This window comes from Vreelandella neptunia (genome assembly GCF_000712975.1).
GTDB classification, from domain to species: Bacteria; Pseudomonadota; Gammaproteobacteria; order Pseudomonadales; family Halomonadaceae; genus Vreelandella; species Vreelandella qaidamensis.
This window is the reverse complement of the sequence record NZ_JHQL01000003.1, coordinates 238,910-256,553: the sequence shown is the minus strand read 5'-3', so window position 1 is coordinate 256,553 and position 17,644 is coordinate 238,910. Positions and strand designations below refer to the sequence as shown.

The 17,644-nt window shown below is 52.9% G+C and carries 18 protein-coding genes; 6 read left to right on the top strand and 12 right to left on the bottom strand.

The window, feature by feature from the left end; all coding sequences use genetic code 11:
- Positions 1 to 9 precede the first annotated feature (9 nt).
- Positions 10 to 1,905, bottom strand: coding sequence for a DNA topoisomerase IV subunit B (gene parE / locus CR46_RS0109215; protein ID WP_030072143.1), 1,896 nt, complete (start codon positions 1,903 to 1,905; stop codon positions 10 to 12).
- Between the two features lie 154 nt (positions 1,906 to 2,059).
- A complete protein-coding gene (pgi, locus tag CR46_RS0109210; RefSeq protein WP_030072141.1) occupies positions 2,060 to 3,754 on the bottom strand; it encodes a glucose-6-phosphate isomerase in 1,695 nt (564 codons plus the stop codon).
- A 114-nt stretch (positions 3,755 to 3,868) separates the two neighbouring features.
- Between pgi and cmoA the strand changes: the two genes are divergently transcribed.
- On the top strand, positions 3,869 to 4,612 hold the full coding sequence (gene cmoA / locus CR46_RS0109205; RefSeq protein ID WP_030072140.1) for a carboxy-S-adenosyl-L-methionine synthase CmoA: 744 nt from the start codon (positions 3,869 to 3,871) through the stop codon (positions 4,610 to 4,612).
- A 1-nt stretch (position 4,613) separates the two neighbouring features.
- Positions 4,614 to 5,645, top strand: coding sequence for a tRNA 5-methoxyuridine(34)/uridine 5-oxyacetic acid(34) synthase CmoB (cmoB, locus tag CR46_RS0109200; RefSeq protein ID WP_030072138.1), 1,032 nt, complete (start codon positions 4,614 to 4,616; stop codon positions 5,643 to 5,645).
- Positions 5,646 to 5,673: 28 nt separating this feature from the next.
- Here cmoB and CR46_RS0109195 read toward each other — a convergent pair whose 3' ends face one another.
- The 4 genes from CR46_RS0109195 to CR46_RS0109180 form a co-directional block, all read right to left on the bottom strand.
- A complete protein-coding gene (locus tag CR46_RS0109195; protein ID WP_030072136.1) occupies positions 5,674 to 6,348 on the bottom strand; it encodes a zinc metallopeptidase in 675 nt (224 codons plus the stop codon).
- A 99-nt stretch (positions 6,349 to 6,447) separates the two neighbouring features.
- Positions 6,448 to 7,566, bottom strand: coding sequence for an App1 family protein (locus CR46_RS0109190; RefSeq protein WP_030072134.1), 1,119 nt, complete (start codon positions 7,564 to 7,566; stop codon positions 6,448 to 6,450).
- On the bottom strand, positions 7,566 to 8,129 hold the full coding sequence (locus CR46_RS0109185) for a type 1 glutamine amidotransferase domain-containing protein (protein ID WP_030072131.1): 564 nt from the start codon (positions 8,127 to 8,129) through the stop codon (positions 7,566 to 7,568). Before CR46_RS0109185 ends, CR46_RS0109190 begins: the two co-directional genes overlap by 1 nt.
- Positions 8,130 to 8,237: 108 nt before the next feature.
- On the bottom strand, positions 8,238 to 9,119 hold the full coding sequence (locus tag CR46_RS0109180) for a helix-turn-helix transcriptional regulator (RefSeq protein ID WP_030072129.1): 882 nt from the start codon (positions 9,117 to 9,119) through the stop codon (positions 8,238 to 8,240).
- A gap of 167 nt (positions 9,120 to 9,286) precedes the next feature.
- Here CR46_RS0109180 and CR46_RS0109175 point away from each other — a divergent pair, with 167 nt between their 5' ends.
- The 3 genes from CR46_RS0109175 to CR46_RS0109165 are packed head-to-tail and all read left to right on the top strand — an operon-like array spanning position 9,287 to position 11,593.
- On the top strand, positions 9,287 to 9,991 hold the full coding sequence (locus tag CR46_RS0109175) for an ABC transporter permease (protein ID WP_030072127.1): 705 nt from the start codon (positions 9,287 to 9,289) through the stop codon (positions 9,989 to 9,991).
- Positions 9,988 to 10,734, top strand: coding sequence for an ATP-binding cassette domain-containing protein (locus tag CR46_RS0109170; protein ID WP_030072125.1), 747 nt, complete (start codon positions 9,988 to 9,990; stop codon positions 10,732 to 10,734). Before CR46_RS0109175 ends, CR46_RS0109170 begins: the two co-directional genes overlap by 4 nt.
- 16 nt (positions 10,735 to 10,750) lie before the next feature.
- Complete coding sequence (locus tag CR46_RS0109165; protein ID WP_030072123.1) at positions 10,751 to 11,593, top strand: ABC transporter substrate-binding protein; 843 nt, start codon at positions 10,751 to 10,753, stop codon at positions 11,591 to 11,593.
- A gap of 86 nt (positions 11,594 to 11,679) precedes the next feature.
- Here the strand turns inward: CR46_RS0109165 and cysN are convergent, their stop codons facing one another.
- The 6 genes from cysN to CR46_RS0109135 form a co-directional block, all read right to left on the bottom strand.
- Positions 11,680 to 13,122 (bottom strand): sulfate adenylyltransferase subunit CysN, encoded by a 1,443-nt coding sequence (gene cysN / locus CR46_RS0109160; RefSeq protein ID WP_030072120.1) that lies wholly within the window; start codon positions 13,120 to 13,122, stop codon positions 11,680 to 11,682.
- A 12-nt stretch (positions 13,123 to 13,134) separates the two neighbouring features.
- Positions 13,135 to 14,094 (bottom strand): sulfate adenylyltransferase subunit CysD, encoded by a 960-nt coding sequence (gene cysD, locus CR46_RS0109155; RefSeq protein WP_030072118.1) that lies wholly within the window; start codon positions 14,092 to 14,094, stop codon positions 13,135 to 13,137.
- A 178-nt stretch (positions 14,095 to 14,272) separates the two neighbouring features.
- The gene (locus tag CR46_RS0109150) at positions 14,273 to 15,007 is read right to left on the bottom strand and encodes a phosphodiesterase (RefSeq protein WP_030072116.1); all 735 of its coding nucleotides are present in this window, start codon (positions 15,005 to 15,007) and stop codon (positions 14,273 to 14,275) included.
- Positions 15,007 to 15,453: a DUF1249 domain-containing protein gene (locus tag CR46_RS0109145; protein WP_030072115.1), complete on the bottom strand. Its 447-nt coding sequence runs from the start codon at positions 15,451 to 15,453 to the stop codon at positions 15,007 to 15,009. Before CR46_RS0109145 ends, CR46_RS0109150 begins: the two co-directional genes overlap by 1 nt.
- Before the next feature lie 41 nt (positions 15,454 to 15,494).
- A complete protein-coding gene (locus tag CR46_RS0109140) occupies positions 15,495 to 16,178 on the bottom strand; it encodes an NUDIX domain-containing protein (RefSeq protein ID WP_030072113.1) in 684 nt (227 codons plus the stop codon).
- Between the two features lie 105 nt (positions 16,179 to 16,283).
- The gene (locus CR46_RS0109135) at positions 16,284 to 16,928 is read right to left on the bottom strand and encodes a TRAP transporter TatT component family protein (RefSeq protein WP_030072111.1); all 645 of its coding nucleotides are present in this window, start codon (positions 16,926 to 16,928) and stop codon (positions 16,284 to 16,286) included.
- A gap of 177 nt (positions 16,929 to 17,105) precedes the next feature.
- Between CR46_RS0109135 and greB the strand changes: the two genes are divergently transcribed.
- A complete protein-coding gene (gene greB, locus CR46_RS0109130) occupies positions 17,106 to 17,639 on the top strand; it encodes a transcription elongation factor GreB (protein WP_084180465.1) in 534 nt (177 codons plus the stop codon).
- Positions 17,640 to 17,644: the final 5 nt, after the last annotated feature.

The window sequence follows — 17,644 nt, the reverse complement described above, 5'->3', positions numbered from 1 at the left end:
ATGGGGTAACTACACGTCTACATCAGCAAGATTGCCGTAATCTTCCAGCCACTTTTTGCGGTCACCAGCGCGTTTTTTGGCTAGCAGCATATCCATCATTTCCATGGTGCCGTCGCCCTCTTCCAGGGTTAGCTGAACCAAGCGGCGGGTTTCCACAGCCATGGTAGTTTCACGCAGCTGTAGCGGGCTCATTTCGCCCAGACCCTTAAAGCGCTGAACGTTAGGTGTGCCGCGCTTTTTCGCCAGCTGTTTGAGAATCGCAGCTTTTTCGCTCTCATCCAGGGCGTAGTGCACTTCTTTACCTAAATCGATTCGGTAAAGCGGCGGCATGGCTACGAACACGTGCCCGGCATCCACCAAGCTGGGGAAATGCCTGACAAACAAGGCGCACAGCAGCGTCGCAATATGCAAACCGTCAGAGTCTGCATCCGCTAGAATGCAGACTTTGTGGTAACGCAGCTTTTCAAGGTCTGCACTGCCAGGGTCCGCGCCAATCGCCACGGCGATATCATGCACTTCCTGAGAGCCGTAAATATCGTGGGTCTCGACTTCCCAAGTGTTGAGGATCTTTCCACGCAGCGGAAGAATGGCCTGGGTTTCGCGATTACGCGCCTGCTTAGCACTGCCGCCTGCCGAATCGCCTTCCACTAAAAACAGCTCGCTTAGCGCAGGGTCTTGGCCGGAGCAATCCGCTAATTTACCAGGCAGCGCGGGGCCGGAAGTGACCTTTTTACGGGCAACTTTTTTAGACTTTTTTTGACGCTGCTGGGCAGCGCTGATCACCAGTTCCGCCAGCCGTTCAGCCTGTTCGATGTGATGGTTCAGCCACAGCGAAAAGGCGTCTTTCAACACGCCTGAGACAAAGCCCGCAATGGTGCGCGACGACAAACGCTCTTTGGTCTGCCCGGCAAACTGGGGGTCAAGCATCTTAACCGAGAGCACAAAAGAGGCTCGCTCCCATAAATCATCGGCAGTTAATTTAACGCCACGGGGCAGCAAACTGCGGTATTCACAGAACTCTCGCAATGCGTCTAACAGCCCTGAACGAAAGCCGTTCACATGGGTGCCACCCTGGGGCGTGGGAATCAGGTTAACGTAGCTTTCCAACAGCGTTTCGCCACCTTCAGGTAACCACTGAATCGCCCAGTCAACGCCATGTTCGTCATCGCTAAAATGACCCACAAAGGGCTCATTGGGTACCACCTCATAGCCATCGGTGGCTTCAGCCAGGTAGTCCCGCAGGCCGTCGGCATAGGCCCATTCGGTTTTTGTGCCGTCGGGTTCTACCAGGGTCACCTTTAACCCAGGGCACAGTACCGCCTTGGCGCGTAGCAAATGTTTTAACTTAGAGAGCGCCAGCTTCGGGCTGTCGAAATAGCTTTCATCTGGCCAGAAGCGCACCAACGTGCCGGTTGCTTTCTTGGCCGCTTTGCCAATTTCATGCAGCTCTTCAACTTTTTCACCAAACTCGAACGCCATCGCGTGGCGCGCACCATTGCGGGTAACTTCAACGTCTAGGCGACGTGATAAAGCGTTCACCACCGACACGCCAACCCCGTGGAGACCGCCTGAGAAACGGTAGCTAGAGGAAGAAAACTTCCCCCCTGAGTGCAGTTTGGTAAAAATCAATTCGACACCCGACACCCCGTACTCAGGGTGCAGGTCGATAGGCATGCCGCGGCCATTGTCCTGAACTTCAATGGCCCCGTCGTTGTGCAACACCACGCTAATCGCCGTGGCGTGCCCCGCAAGGGCCTCATCAACACTGTTGTCAATGACCTCTTGAGCGAGGTGATTAGGCCGCGAAGTATCGGTGTACATACCGGGACGCTTACGCACCGGCTCGAGCCCTGACAGGACTTCGATGGAACTCGCGCCGTACTGGGAGGCATCAAACTGGGTCATGTAACGTCGGTCCCTGAAAAATAGCGCTAACAGCCGCGCAGAATATTGAACCGAGCCATCGCATTGCAACGGCTCGCGGGCGGCTTACAAAAGAACACAGGATAGCGGAAAAGCAAAAAGCTGTATATCCAGCCATGACAATCAGAATAAGGCGTTACTCCTGTTCTGATGCCCAAAACGCGCCAATCAAGCCACGGCTGGAGGCATCCATGCGCGAAATATCGCCTTCACCATCGATAATCGCCTGGGTATCGGTGGCAATTTTCTTACCCAGCTCTACCCCCCATTGATCAAACGGGTTGATATCCCAAATGACCGCCTGAACAAATACTTTGTGCTCATATAGAGCAATCAGCGCACCCAAGGTGAAGGGCGTTAACTTATCCAGCAGCACCGTCGTAGAAGGTTGGTTGCCACGATAACGTTTGTGCTCAGGGCGAGGGCCTTCATCGTCGAGGGCGTCATCCCCCAGCATCAACACTCGCGATTGGGCAAAACAGTTAGCCAGCGCTAGCCGGTGCTGGGCTTTAAGATGACGGCGGGTATCAGGATCTTCGACTTCATCATAGCGCTTCAGCGGCGCAATAAAATCGCAAACCACCGGCTGGGTGCCCTGGTGAAGCAGCTGATAAAAGGCATGCTGCGCATTAGGGCCTAGCTGCCCCCACAGCACCGGGCAGGTCGAGTAGTTCACCGCCTGACCTTGGCGGGTCACCGACTTGCCGTTGGACTCCATCTCTAGCTGTTCAAGATAAGCAGCAAAGTATTCTAAACGTCCGTCGTAAGGCAGTATCGAATGGGCGCGGATATCCAGAAAATTAACGTTCCAGATACCGGCGAGTCCCAGCAACACGGGCAGATTATCTTCCATCGGCGCATCGCGGAAGTGGCAGTCCATGGCATGAGCGCCTGCCAGCAGTTCACGAAAGTTATCCATCCCCACCACAAGCGCAATCGGGAGGCCAATAGTGCCCCATAAGGAGTAGCGTCCGCCGACCCAGTCCCAAAACATCAGCTGATGATCCGAGGTAATACCCCATTCGCTCATTTTCTCGGGACTCGCCGACACACCAATAAAGTGCTGACGAACAATTAGTTCAGCACTTAATGGCGCAGCGGTCGGTAGATCACCGTGAGCTGATAGCTTTCCTAATAGCCAGTCTTTAGCCGTATTAGCATTGGAAAGCGTGTCGATGGTGGTAAACGACTTTGACGATAAAACGAACAGCGTGGTTTCTGGATTAAAACGGCTTAAATAATCTGCCAGCTGAGAGCCATCCATGGTGGACGCAAAGTGTACCTCCAACGGATGCCTCCCTTTGGGGCGGTAGTCCGCTAATGCGTGGGTGACCATGAGTGGGCCTAAATCTGATCCCCCCACCCCCAGGTTCACCACATGGCGGATCGGCTTACCGGTTGCACCGCGCCACTGGCCCGCCTGCAGCCGCTGCACCAAGCACTCCATCTGGGCAAGGCTGTCATGAACCGACGCCACCACATCTTCGCCTTCTACTTCAAGGGAGGCATCTGCGGGTAAGCGCAAAGCCGTATGTAACGCTGGTCGATTTTCGCTGACGTTGACCCGTTTCCCACTTAGCAGCGCGTCAATTGCTGCTGGCATACCCGCCTCATGCGCTAGTGCGAGTAAATGTTCAAGCGTATCGTCGTCCCAGCGCTGCTTGGATAGGTCTAAGGTCAGGCCTGCTACCTGACGCGTAAAATTCACCCAGCGACTGTCGTCATCACCAAATAAGTTCTTTAAGTGGACGTGCCGCAGCGCTTCAGCATGATGCTTCAACGTCTGCCATGCAGGTAGCGTATCGGGAGTCGTGCGTGTTGCTGAAGCCATATGCCCTCTCCTGTGGCGTCATTCCGTGCAGCAGTAATCTGTTATAAACAGGTCTGTTCTGGTCTTACAAGGGCGCGTAAACTACGCAGCCTCATTAATAATCCTGGCTTGCCCATGAGTGATGCATCTTACCGCGACGCTATCTTTTCAACACCCCTAGATAAGGTGGCAAGGTTCTCCTTCGACGAGCAGGTTGTTGCCTGCTTCCCTGATATGATCCGCCGTTCAGTGCCTGGTTATGGGCAAATTCTCGGCATGTTGAGCTTAATTGCCCAGCGCCACCTACGTCATGGTGCGCATGTTTACGATTTAGGTTGCTCGCTAGGCGCATCAGGCTTAGCGCTGGCTGGGGCACTTCCCGCCGATGCCTTTCGCTATACCGGGGTAGACCTTTCACCCGCCATGGTGGCCAGGGCCAAGCAAACGTTTTTAGAAGAGTGCCCTGACCACGCCATGCAGGTTGAAGAAGCTGACATACGCACCCTTGAGTATGTGCCTTCTGGCATGATTATTCTCAATTTTACCCTGCAGTTTTTGCCACCCGCTGACCGCGATGCGCTGTTGAAACGGCTTTTTGATGCCCTTGAGCCTGGCGGCGTACTGATTTTGTCGGAAAAAACTATTGATGCCGATGAGCGAGACAACGCTTGGCGTGTTGAGCGCTACCATGACTTCAAGCGCGCCAACGGCTACAGCGATATGGAAATCAGCCAAAAACGTACAGCGCTTGAAAACGTGCTGATTCCCGATACGCTCGACGCCCTACATGGCCGTTTAGCCCAAGCAGGCTTTCCCCGTTCGATGACGTGGTTTCAGTACTTGAACTTTACCTCGCTGATTGCCTTTAAGGAGGGTTAAGGTGGCGCTGTTACCCGATGACCATCGCGTGCTTTACCAAGCTTTTCTAGACCAAGCCAGCCAGGACGCCGCACTGACGCCGTGGCTTGCCAAACTGCCAGAACAGCTGGCAAACGGGCTAGACCGGCAGCGCCACGGCGACCTCTCTGCTTGGGAGAAAGCCGTTGCCAAACTGCCTGCACTGCCAGAGGAACGCCATGTCGACCTCACCAGCGATACAGTCAGCATTGATGTTGCATTGAGCGATAGCCAGAAGCGCCAATGCTTTAACCTTTTGCGTAAGCTTTCGCCCTGGCGCAAAGGGCCCTTTCGATTAGGCGGCATTGAGATTGATACCGAATGGCGTTCCGACTGGAAGTGGCAACGAGTTGCTCAACATCTTGCGCCGCTTAAATACCGTAAGGTATTGGATGTTGGTGGTGGCAGCGGCTACCACGCCTGGCGTATGGCTGGTGAAGGGGCGTCCTTTGTGTTGGTGATAGACCCGTCACCACGTTTTTATTGGCAGTTTCAAGCAGTGCGCCACTTTGTTGGTGAAGCCGACGGCGGACGCACCCAGTTTCTGCCAGTCGGCATTGGGGATGTACCGGAAAAGCTAGCCTTTTTCGATACGGTATTTTCCATGGGCGTGCTCTACCATCGCCCTTCACCTCTTGAGCACTTACAGCAGTTAAAAGAGGCGCTCGCGCCCGGTGGCGAACTCGTGCTGGAAACACTGGTGGTAGAAGGCGATGAGCAAACCGTGTTTGTGCCCGGCGAACGCTACGCAGCAATGCCTAATGTCTACTTCCTGCCCTCTTCAAAAGCACTCTGCCACTGGCTTACACGGTGTGGCTTTACCAATGTGCGCGTGGTCGACGAAGCAGTAACCACACTGGAAGAGCAACGCTCAACCGAGTGGATGACGTATCAGTCGCTTGCGGATTTTCTCGACCCCAACGATCCAACCCGCACCATTGAAGGCTACCCTGCTCCGCGCAGAGCAGTCATTATTGCCAATAAGCCCACCGCCGTGATTAGTTCGCCAACCTAGTGCTGACGGTTGTTGAGCCAATAGACCTTCATCTTCTTAAGATCACCAGCCAGCGGCCAAGATTCATCACGCTGGCCAACGAGGCTGCCACGTAAGTAAATGCACAGGCGGTGAGCACATGGCGGGCACCGGGCATGTCATAGGGAGGCACGTACTCTTTCAGCAGCGGCAGCGCGCGGTTAAAGCTGGCATCGAACTCGACGGGTAGCGTCACTAGATGGACCAGTGCGGCGGTGCCAAAGCTGATCACCGCCATCGCAATGACCACTGCCAGCCCACCAGGCAGCCTGGTAAGCACAAACAGAAAGGGCGCGGCCATCATTAAAATAGCACCCAACTTTTCTGCCTTTTGCGCTACTTGAACCAAGCGGCTTCTGGCTAGCAGGGGTGCGTAGCCTTCATGGTGTTGAATAGCGTGCCCAACCTCGTGGGCAGCGACGGTCACCGCTGTGAGCGAACGGCCATCATAATGCTCGGGGGTTAAGCGCACACAGCGCGATTCAGGATCATAATGATCGCCAAATTCGGTACGCTCAACGCTCACGCCTTCAACACCTAAACGACGCAAAAGATGCTCGGCAAGTTCCGCGCCAGTGCCAGGGTAATCATCTCGCCCACGGGTATGGCGTTTTAATACCCACTTTGCCCATAAATTGGGCAAAATAAAAATCGCCAACGCCAACACGATTAACACAATGAACATGGTCACACTCACCACTGATGAAGAACCTAATCTAACGACCCATTAACAAGTGTTTAGTTTTACCATGGCCACAAAACAGTCGCACTCACATTGAGCTAACTACTCGGGTTCATTGTGATGCGCTTCTACATCCCGCTGCACGGCCTGCAACCCTCTGGCAGAAATGTCACCCTTAGCGTGGGCATGCTCAGCAATCAAAATGCTGTCAGCGGCAAGCACTAGTTCACAGTCGGTATGGGCAAGTTCAGCGCGTAAGCGCTGAATTGCCTGCTCCCGTTTAGGATCTTTATCAACTCGGCGAATATAGATAGCTTTTATTCGCGTGGGATAGGCTTTTACCACCTCAGTATAAACCTCCGGGTCGTGCTGGCCGCTGTCGCCAATCAAAATACACGGCATATCGTGATAGAGCGCTAACATGCGATCGATTAAATCGCGCTTGTGAGCTTCCGCCCGCCGTGGCCAGGGGCGGCGCAGAGAAATCCCCCACTCGCGTAGGAATAGAATAGGCCCCACAGGAATACGGTTAAGCTGAAAGAAGGTTTCCAGCATCTCATAGATAGCCCAGGGTCCTCGGGAAACATACAAAATAGGGCGTTCAGCTTTCTCTGTTTGCCCTCGATACAGCGCCTGATAAAGCGATGCCACCCCGGGGAAAGCCGTGCGACGATGAGGTTTACGGACAAACAAGCGGTACAGCATTTTGAGTTTTTCAGCGACACCGGTAAACATGACGGTATCATCAATATCACTGATAACCAGCAGATCTGCTTCGGGAGGCGGGACGTAAACTTCAACACTAGTTCGGATGGGTGAATGGCCGTCTGCATGAACCATGATATCGGCGCGATGCCAGGAAATATCGACCGGCAAGGCGGTGCTAATCGGTAAGTGGGCATCAAAATAGCCATCGCGGTCCGTGGTTAAACACAGCTGATTTTCACCAATGCGTATGTCTACTTTGGCATTGGCAAGGCCGCGTCGAAAGATACGCCGAGCAACATCGGCGGTGTCTCGCAACATACCTCGACGTGGTATCGCACGGCCTAGCGCGGCCTGGCGAAACACACGTCCCATCACAAACACTTCTTGCTGGGAGCCGTAGCCACGGTAAGGATGCACCATCATCCCCCCATGCCCACTGTCCCGCTTCATCGGTTTTGCAATAACGTGGGCAAGCCTTTTGGCAAAGCTTGCCCACTGGTGATACCACGCCATTAAGCGTGCTGACCTGAATGACGACCTTCCTGCAGCTCTTCCAGCAGTTTAGCGTTGAACGCATCTAGATCTTTTGGTGTCCGGCTAGTGACTAACCCGCTATCCACAACGACAGATTCGTCAACCCAATTAGCACCAGCATTGCGCAAATCTTGGGCTACGCTAGGTACAGAGGTCATTTTGCGACCTTTTACTAACTCTGCGTTAATTAATATCCAGGGGGCGTGACAAATTGCAGCCACTGGTTTGCCCGCTTGAAAGAAAGCTTTAACAAAGGCAAGCGCATCTTCATTAAGCCTAAGCTCATCAGGATTAAATAAACCGCCGGGAAGTACCAACGCATGGTAGTTAGATTCGTTGGCGTCAGCTAATGATGTGTCAGCTTCATACGTATCGCCCCAGTCTGTTTCTGCCCAAGCTCGAATAGCTTTACCGTCAACAGAAACAACATGTACCTCAACACCCTCTTTTTGTAAGGCAGCGCGAGGCACACTTAACTCAGACTCCTCAAACCCATTAGTAGCCAAAATAGCCACTCGTTTGCCATTTAGTGCTTGTTTCATCATGCTCTCCTTTTCGTGATGATAAATACATCTACAGCATCTGTTTAGTGTGGCGCATCTTATACAATCGTCAAGCGAAAGCAGCTAAACAAGGTAGTAGCTGGGCACTTAGGCGTTATACAACACTTCTCCCAAGCCACTCACGTTATAGCCTTGTAAAGCGTCTGCTCGATCAACAAAGCGCTGCTCGCGAGTAAACGAAATAAGTGCTTGAAACGCTGGTTCAAAGTAACTTCGCCGATGCATTACTAAATCAAATGATTCTTCAATTAGCGGTATAAAGTGTAGGTGTTGACGATGGGCTGCTGCTTCAACCCCAAGCCCAACATCCGCTTCACCTTGGGCAATGGAAAGGGCCAAATCATCTTCGCTCAACGAAACATTAGCTGCCAAATTTAGTGTATCCGGTTCAATCGCTGCACGCCGTAGCAGACAGCGCAGTAACTGAGCCGCACCTGCACCAGGCTGACGGTGGGCAAGCGTAACCTTTTGCCGAGCAACATCCTTAAGCGTTTGAATACTTAGCGGGTTTCCCTGCGCCACTAGCAATCCTTGCTGGCGCTTCGCCCAATGCAGCACGATTAAGTCTCGAACACCACCCAGCCCTAGTGCCGCTGGCTCGTTATAGCGCCCAGTTTCAAAGTTGAGCAAGTGAATGCCCGCCAGCATCGCTTTTCCTTCCATCAAGCGGTGCAGGCCATCACCACTGCCGTGGCAAAGTGACGCCAAGTCACTACCGCTTTCGCGAACCGCCCACTCCAGCAGTGGATCTTGGCTACCCGCTAATATTAGCGGCAGCGGTGAACGCAACGCTTGATCACCTTCTAAATGGTTGAGCACCCACATATCGATATGCTGGCGAGGAAAGAGCAATTTTCCGGTAGCACGACTGCAAGGTATCTGGCCCTGGCGCACCAAATCGTACACCTTGCGCTCTTTTAAACGCAGGTAGTCGGCGACCTCTGCCGTGGTGAGAAATTCCCTTAACATATTCATGCCCCTCGCAGTTTACTGCATGTAGATGCATATATTTCAGGCTTAAGTGCATTACAACAAGTTTGCGTACATGATGTCAGCTAACGCACCTAATGTGATTGAGTACATGTGTCGGTTGTTAAAAACGATGTTGAATAATAAAAACGATGGTGTAAGACATTATGCCTGCAAGTGACAACCCTTTTTCTACAGCGTTTGCGCTGATTCTAGGAATGGATCAGAGCCTCATCACTATTGTGATACTGTCGCTGCAGGTATCACTGATCGCGGTGTTAATCGCCAGCCTACTGGCGCTTCCATTTGGCGCTGCACTCGCCCTGTGGCGCTTCCCTGGCCGCAATGCATTGATTGTGCTGCTTAATGCACTTATGGGCCTGCCCCCTGTAGTTGCTGGGCTATGTGTCTATCTGCTGCTTTCCCGCGCGGGGCCGCTAGGTCCGTTTGGGCTGCTGTTTACGCCAACGGCCATGGTGATTGCACAAGTCATTTTAGTCTTCCCGATTATTGCCGCACTGACTCGCCAGCAGGTGGAAACGCTGCATAACGAGTACGCCGAACAGCTGCGCTCTCTGGGGCTTAGTCAGCTACGAATGATGCCTACCCTGCTGTGGGACGCACGCTTTGGGTTATTAACCGTAATACTCGCAGGCTTTGGCCGCGCTAGCGCTGAAGTCGGTGCGGTGATGATTGTCGGTGGCAATATCGATGGCATCACCCGTGTCATGACCACCAGCATTGTGTTGGAAACCAGCAAAGGCAATCTGCCACTCGCGCTTGGCCTCGGCATTGTGCTGCTTAGCCTTGTCACTCTGATTAATGCGTTAGCTCACATGGTCAGTGAAACGGCTAAGAGGCGGTTAGGATGAACGCGTCTATTTTCCCGCCTCCTAGTTTCCAGCCGTCTTCAATGACCACTGTGCCAGCGCTGCATTTTGAACAGGTTAGCTTTGAACATCGCGGCCATCGGCTCCTTGCACCCACCACGCTGACACTCTCGGGCTGCCAGCGCACACTGATTATGGGCCCCAACGGCGCGGGAAAAAGCTTAATGATGCGTTTAGCTCACGGCCTGCTCACTCCCAGCAGTGGCAATATTCACTGGCAAGGAGCGCGGCCTACCCAAGCCATGGTCTTTCAGCGCCCAGTGCTACTGCGTCGCTCGGCAATCGATAACTTAACCTACGCCCTGGCGGTGAGGGGCGTGCCACGACGACAGCGCAAATCTATGGCACATCAGGCGCTTGAAAAGTTTGGCTTAGTCGCGCTTGCTAAGCGTCCTGCCCGAGTGCTCTCCGGCGGCGAACAGCAGCGTCTTACGCTTGCTCGTGCTTGGCTACTCAATCCTGCCGTGCTGTTTTTAGATGAGCCTACCGCGGCCTTAGACCCTGCCGCTATCAAAGCGGTTGAAGATGCGGTGAATGAATTTCACCAGAACGGCACCCGCATCATTATGACGACCCACGATCTGCATCAAGCCCGCCGCTTGGCTGATGAGGTGGTGTTTATGTATAGCGGTCAAGTACTAGAGCACACACAGGCCCAACACTTTTTTGACACGCCAGCTTCCACACAAGCGGGCGCCTTTATTCGCGGAGAACTTGTTTGGTAACCCCAGGAGCAACCCTATGAAAAAAAACACAACGTTGGCTACCGCTAGCTTATTAACCTCAGGATTAGTAGGCCTCTCGTGGAGTGCCTCACTGCTTGCTAACGATGATTTCATCACCTTAGCGTCAACCACCTCCACTGAAAACTCAGGGCTATTTGACGCGATTATTCCTACCTTCACCGATGCCACGGGTATTGATGTGCGTGTGGTCGCTGTAGGAACAGGGCAAGCGTTTGAGATTGCCCGCCGAGGCGATGCCGATAGCCTACTGGTACATGACACGGCGGGCGAAGAGCAATTTGTCGCCGATGGCTACGCCAGCGAGCGCCTGGACGTCATGTATAACGACTTTGTGATTGTCGGGCCCAGCGATGACCCTGCAGACATTAGCAGTAGTGCCAACGTCGCCGAGGCGTTTGCACGTATCGCGGAAAGCGAATCGCCCTTTGCATCCCGAGGAGATGACAGCGGCACCCACCGTGCCGAACTGCGCTTATGGGAAGATGCAGAGGTGACCCCTCAAGGTGAATGGTATCGCGAGTTAGGTAGCGGCATGGGGCCAACCCTAAACACCGCTGCAGGCATGAATGCCTACACATTCACTGACCGTGCAACTTGGGTGGCGTTTGAAAACCCACAAGACTTAACCCTGTTATTTGAAGGCGACAATGCGCTATTTAATCAGTACGGCAGCCTGCTACTTTCTGAACAGCAACACCCGCACTTGAAACACGATTTAGCGGCTCAGTGGCACCAGTGGCTGGTGTCAGAAGAAGGACAGCAAGCGATTGCCGATTTTGACGTCAACGGCCAACAGTTGTTTTTCCCTAACGCGCAGTCTTCGTCTAACACACAGTAGCGCTGCTCCTTACGTAAAATCGGCCTGGGTCACAATGACTCAGGCCGATTTTTAACGTCAAATAACGTATTTGCTAACACTCCCTGCTAGCGCAGCAAGTCGCGCACATCCTTCGCTTCCCAGTGGGGAAAATGCTTACGCACTAGCGCGTTCAAATCACGCTCAAAGGCAGCCCAATCGGTAGTAGCGCCACTCACCTGCTCGCGGGCATCGGCTGTTCCGCGAATCATGCCAGCGCCAACCGTTACGTTGGTCAGCCTGTCGATGATGATAAAGCTGCCGGTACCAGGGCTTGTGCGATAGTCATCCACGGGAATTGCCGCCGTTAACTCTACCTCACAGCGCGCAATCGCATTTAAGCCCAGTGAATCCGTGGCATGTCTTTCGAGCGTATTGACGTCAATTTGGTACTCAATACCACTTACCTGACCCGACAGATCGCGGGTGGCGAGCTTAAAGTCATAAAGCTTGCCCGGTGTTAGAGCATCTTCATGCATCCATACGATATCCGCTATAAATGCATTAGAAAGTGGTAAGTCAGCGTCTGCACTAACAATCCAATCACCGCGGGAAATATCAATCTCATCTTCCAGGGTAACGGTAATTGCCTGACCTGGGTAAGCAGCGCTTAAGTCGCCATCAAACGTCACCACTCGGGCAACCCGTGACGTTTTACCCGATGGTAGCACTTTCACTTCCTGGCCTGGATGCAAAACGCCTGCCGCCAAGGTGCCGCAGTAACCACGAAAATCCAGATTCGGACGATTAACGTACTGAACCGGCAAACGTAAATCAGTGAGGTTTTGGTCACGACTGATTTCGACACTTTCCAACAGCTCAATCAGCGTTTTGCCCTCGTAACCCGCACCGAAATACCATGGTGACTGCTCACTTGGGTTAACCACGTTGTCGCCGTTTAGTGCTGACATTGGTACAAAGCGAATATCCGGTGCACTTAGGTTGGTGGCAAAGGCGCGGTATTCATCCACAATCTCATTGAAGCGCTGCTCGGAGAAGTCCACCAAGTCCATCTTGTTAACCGCAATCACCAAGTGCTGAATGCCTAGCAAATCGGCGATAAAGCTATGGCGACGGGTTTGAGTCTGCACCCCATAACGGGCATCAATCAAGATAATCGCCAAGCTGGCCGTTGAAGCGCCTGTGGCCATATTGCGGGTGTACTGCTCGTGCCCAGGGGTATCCGCAATGATGAATTTACGCTTTTCCGTAGAGAAGAAGCGGTACGCCACATCAATAGTAATGCCCTGCTCTCGCTCTGACTGCAAGCCATCCACCAACAGCGCCAAATCAACCGTATCACCGGTAGTGCCACTGGTTTTAGACGCTTGGGTAATTGCCGCCAGTTGATCTTCAAAGATCATTTTAGAATCGTGCAGCAGGCGTCCGATCAGCGTGGACTTTCCGTCGTCAACACTGCCACAAGTGATAAAACGCAGCAGGTCTTTGTTTTCGTGCTCGTGAAGGTACTGCTCGATATTGTCAGCAATTAAATTAGATTGATGAGCCATTAGACCTACTCCTTAAAAATAGCCTTCGCGCTTTTTCTTCTCCATTGAACCGACCTGGTCGCGATCGATCGCACGGCCACTACGTTCGCTGGTTTTGGTCAACAGCATCTCTTGAATAATCTCAGGCAGCGTGGCAGCCGTTGATTCCACCGCGCCGGTCAGTGGGTAACAGCCCAGCGTTCTGAAGCGCACAAACTTCTCTTCAGGCACTTCACCTGGCGCCAAGGGCAAGCGGTCATCATCAACCATAACCTGCATGCCATCACGCTCAACCACAGGACGCTTGGCGGCGTAGTAAAGCGGCACAATCGGAATCGACTCAAGATAGATGTACTGCCAGATATCCAGCTCTGTCCAATTCGACAGCGGGAAAACGCGAATTGACTCGCCCTTATTAACGTTGGCGTTATACACATTCCAAAGCTCAGGACGCTGGCTCTTTGGGTCCCAGCGATGGTATTTATCTCGGAAAGAGTACACACGCTCTTTAGCCCGTGAGGCTTCCTCATCACGCCGCGCGCCACCAAAGGCAGCATCGAAACCATACTTATCTAACGCTTGCTTAAGCGCCTGGGTTTTCATGATGTCGGTATATTTGGCACTACCATGGTCGAAGGGGTTGATATTGGCGGCCCGCCCCTCTTCATTGGTATGCACAATCAGCTCCATCCCCGCTTCTTCTGCCATGCGGTTACGGAACGCGATCATTTCACGAAACTTCCAGGTGGTGTCCACATGCATCAATGGGAATGGCGGTGTACCTGGATAGAAAGCCTTACGCGCCAGATGTAGCATCACCGAAGAGTCTTTACCGATGGAGTACATCATTACCGGGTTACTAAACTCAGCGGCCACTTCCCGGATGATATGGATGGATTCAGCTTCTAGCTGCTTTAGGTGGGTCAAACGTGCCGCATCAGGTGCAATAGGCACCTCATGCTGGGACGCCGACGGCGCAGAAAACTGGTTCATTACCTACTCCCTCACAAAACGGTGCTTGCACGTGCAAACGCTATTTACCGCCTAGCGGCAGCGTTGCCAAAGGCGGTTATTTGAGAGTAGGGTAACGCCGAGCTGATAATAACCCAAAAGAATTAATAACTATCTTTTTATATCTTTATTGCCTAAAAGGATCATGACCTACGTGTCATTAGATAACAACGCGTTCCACCCAGGAGTGCCAATCACTGCCATTTAGGTCAATAACTCGATAGCCAGGCCGCGACGCTTCGTCAATTGCAAACTGCTTAGCACCGGGCAAGAACTGGTCAGCGATAGCAGGACAGCCGTAAACACTAATTTTGGTATCCGCAAGCTTATGCTGCTGGGCATAGGCTTGGTGGGTATGACCAAACAAAATAATCTTAACCTGAGGGTAATGGCTTAAAAGCTGCCAAAATGCATCGCGGTCCTGAAGACCAATCGCATCCATCCATACAGCGCCCACATCCACAGGCGGATGATGCATCACAATCAAAGTCGGGCGATCATCCTCTTCCAGACGCTGCGCCAGTGCGGCTAAGCGCTCGGCACCTAGCTCGCCATACGGCTGGCCTGCTACCTGCGTATCAAGAAGCAGTAAACGCCACTGGGTTAGATCAACCTCGTCCACCAGCGGGTGCTCTGCTTGCATCAATGCTAGCTGATCATGATTACCAGGAATCCACACCCATGGACATGGCAACGAGTTCATCGCCTGACGTGCCAATGCATAAGAGGCAGCCGTTTCGTCTTGGCTCACATCACCGCTAAACACGACCATATCCGGCCGCTCAGCGACGACCGCATCCAGGACACATTCAAACTGCCGCCAAGGAATGCCCGCTCGTGAACGAGCTGTTTTATCGGCATGCAGGTGTGCATCGGTAATTTGAACCAACCGCATCAGGGTAGCTCCGGCATATCATAGGCATGGCCATGAGCTAAGCCATGGGCCAACCACTCACCCAGAAAGCGATTAAGCTGCAGTTTCTCGTCTGGCTGGTGCATTCTGGCATTCGGATAGCGGTAGCGACCACTAAAGTGGCGCTCACGCTGAAAATCAGTCACTTCTGCCATGCGCACATCATGGTAAAGGTGCACACGCATCCTGGGGCCTTCAATTACCACATCCAGCGGCCCGCTCTGAGTTACTTCCACCATGGTAGTGTAAGGCGCTTGCTCTAAAATTTTCAGATGTAAATCGCCGAAATGCTGGTCGTCGCCATGCAGCGCGATATCGCGCTGCTGGCCGCTTTCCATATCGCCTACCAAGCGAATCATGCGCATATAGTTGGCGCTACATTCGCCCTGCAGGGATTTTAAATCGGTGACATAGGCGGTTCTGGCCATGTTCACTCCTTTTCAGATTCGCTTGGCTTCAGTGTTTAGTTTCACGGTTGGCTGTCCGCATTTGCAGTCACTGCACGGTGAGAGGCAGCACGCAGCGAAGCTCGCTGGCTTGCCAGCCAATGCAGCCCAATCAAACACATGGCGTTGTCGAGTCTTCCCTTCTCTAGGAGTTCCCATGCCGTCGGGAAAGTTACCACATGAACACGAATATCTTCGTGCTCATCATCCAGCCCATGAATTCCCCCCATACCTTGGGTATCGACTAAACCACAAAAGAGGGTCACCCGTTCGTTACAGGCGCCGGGGCTTGGGTAATAGGTATGCAATTTAGTCAATGCGCCTACCTGGCAGCCTGACTCTTCCAACGCTTCACGGCGGGCAACGTCTTCAAGGGATTCGTCTTTATCTGCCAGTCCCGCCACCAGCTCTAACTTCCAAGGAGAAAGTGGGTCGTCAATCGCACCCGCACGAAACTGTTCAACAAGTACTAACGCATCGCGAGCAGGGTCGTAAAGCAGCACGCCAACAGCGTCAAAGCGGTTATGTACCTCGCGACGCATCGTGTCGCTCCAGCCACCTTCGAAGAGACGATGCCGCAGCTCTAAGGCTTCCAAGCGGAAAAAACCCTGATAAAGGGTATCACGTTGGATTAGTTCGACATCATCTCGGCCCAGCTGAGGCGGCGCTGACGCGTCGGGCGCTAATACGTTAGGGCTAGCGACCATGAAGCACTCCCAGTGTTAACAATCGTTCTATTATCAATGCTTACCACTGGGAATGCCAACGCGCTTATCAACCCTTAAGGGAGGAAGGCTTAGAGGAGGGAAGGACTACAACTCACTCAAAAGTTTCTCAGCATCTCGGCGCAGTGCTTCGTCAGAGGCTTGACGGCTTTCACGTGCCGTTCCTTCTACTGCGCGCTGGGCGTGCTCTCGCGCCGCTTGGGTATTGCCCTCTTCTTGCAAAAACGCTGCGTAGTAATAGTTCACATCAATACCGTCTGGGCGGATCTCTAGCGCACGTTGAAACATACGCTCAGCGGTATCGCTATTGCCAAAGCCTAACGGCCTACCTGGCGCACGATCATAAAGCGCACCAAGTGTGACATACGCCGACCCATTGCCACCCTGTGGGTCAAGCTCAATCGCCCGCTCCAACACATCGCGGGCATCGCCTGCAGTGCCTAATGCACCAAGCCCGCCACGTTCACGGGCATAAGACGCCAATATAATGCCTTGCCAAATCAGCACGTCCGCTTGATCAGAATGTTGGCTAGCAAGTTGCTCAGCCTCACTAGCAAGCGCTTTCAACGTACTCTCGCGCTCGTTAGCAGGCATTTCAGTGACGGTGTGTTCCCAGCGGTTTTTTAGTGAGAATACCTCGCCTTCATAAGCCGACACGCTTAATGGGGCTAGCGCCAGCGCGCTGCCTAACGCCGCAGCAATGAGTAAGCGAGAAAAAGGCGTTGTATGCATAATGAGCTCCTGATTTATTTTTATGCTTTTCTAGCAAGTAATACGGTTAGTTTTGGGATTTAAAGCCCTCACCACACAATGTAACGAACGTTTGAATGAATCGCCAATAAATATGAGCTTTGTGAACAACACTCTCATTAGCGTAAGCTGGTACTCTTTATGGAGGTGGAAACCGCAATGAAAGGCCGCAACATGACGCGCTGGCGCGATCCAGCAAAAGACCCGCGCCAAGAACCTAAGAGCAACCTGATCACCGCAGAGGGCGCAGCTCGCTTGCGCGCTATTCTGGATCACCTATCACGGGTTAAACGTCCTGCTATTTCGGCCAAAGTCGGTGAAGCCGCCGCCCAGGGCGACCGCAGTGAAAATGCCGATTACACTTATAATAAAAAAGAGTTAAACCGCGTTATTGCGCGCATTGGTTACCTAACCAAGCGGTTGGACGAACTGCAAATTGTTGATCGCCTGCCCGCTGATACCAGCAAGGTTTTTTTCGGCGCGTACGTAAGTTTGGAAGATCAAAATGGGGAGCACGTTCATCTTAGAATTGTTGGCCACGACGAAATCGACACTAAAAAACGCTGGATCAGTATCGATGCCCCCATGGCCAAAGCGCTACTGGGGAAAGAAGTAGACGACGATATTACCGTGCTCACACCCAATGGCGAGACGTTCTACACTATCACGGAAATTCGCTATCAGGGCATGTAACCACC

Excerpts from the sequence above, each read along its gene's own strand:
- CR46_RS0109170 (WP_030072125.1), top strand. The coding sequence starts at position 9,988 with ATGAACGCGTCTATTTTCCCGCCTCCTAGTTTCCAGCCGTCTTCAATG.
- CR46_RS0109190 (WP_030072134.1), bottom strand. The coding sequence starts at position 7,566 with ATGGCGTGGTATCACCAGTGGGCAAGCTTTGCCAAAAGGCTTGCCCAC.
- CR46_RS0109150 (WP_030072116.1), bottom strand. The coding sequence starts at position 15,007 with ATGCGGTTGGTTCAAATTACCGATGCACACCTGCATGCCGATAAAACA.
- CR46_RS0109165 (WP_030072123.1), top strand. The coding sequence starts at position 10,751 with ATGAAAAAAAACACAACGTTGGCTACCGCTAGCTTATTAACCTCAGGA.
- cysN (WP_030072120.1), bottom strand. The coding sequence starts at position 13,122 with ATGGCTCATCAATCTAATTTAATTGCTGACAATATCGAGCAGTACCTT.
- cmoA (WP_030072140.1), top strand. The coding sequence starts at position 3,869 with ATGAGTGATGCATCTTACCGCGACGCTATCTTTTCAACACCCCTAGAT.
- greB (WP_084180465.1), top strand. The coding sequence starts at position 17,106 with ATGAAAGGCCGCAACATGACGCGCTGGCGCGATCCAGCAAAAGACCCG.
- parE (WP_030072143.1), bottom strand. The coding sequence starts at position 1,905 with ATGACCCAGTTTGATGCCTCCCAGTACGGCGCGAGTTCCATCGAAGTC.
- CR46_RS0109135 (WP_030072111.1), bottom strand. The coding sequence starts at position 16,928 with ATGCATACAACGCCTTTTTCTCGCTTACTCATTGCTGCGGCGTTAGGC.
- cysD (WP_030072118.1), bottom strand. The coding sequence starts at position 14,094 with ATGAACCAGTTTTCTGCGCCGTCGGCGTCCCAGCATGAGGTGCCTATT.
- pgi (WP_030072141.1), bottom strand. The coding sequence starts at position 3,754 with ATGGCTTCAGCAACACGCACGACTCCCGATACGCTACCTGCATGGCAG.
- CR46_RS0109195 (WP_030072136.1), bottom strand. The coding sequence starts at position 6,348 with ATGTTCATTGTGTTAATCGTGTTGGCGTTGGCGATTTTTATTTTGCCC.
- CR46_RS0109140 (WP_030072113.1), bottom strand. The coding sequence starts at position 16,178 with ATGGTCGCTAGCCCTAACGTATTAGCGCCCGACGCGTCAGCGCCGCCT.
- CR46_RS0109175 (WP_030072127.1), top strand. The coding sequence starts at position 9,287 with ATGCCTGCAAGTGACAACCCTTTTTCTACAGCGTTTGCGCTGATTCTA.
- CR46_RS0109180 (WP_030072129.1), bottom strand. The coding sequence starts at position 9,119 with ATGTTAAGGGAATTTCTCACCACGGCAGAGGTCGCCGACTACCTGCGT.
- CR46_RS0109145 (WP_030072115.1), bottom strand. The coding sequence starts at position 15,453 with ATGGCCAGAACCGCCTATGTCACCGATTTAAAATCCCTGCAGGGCGAA.
- CR46_RS0109185 (WP_030072131.1), bottom strand. The coding sequence starts at position 8,129 with ATGAAACAAGCACTAAATGGCAAACGAGTGGCTATTTTGGCTACTAAT.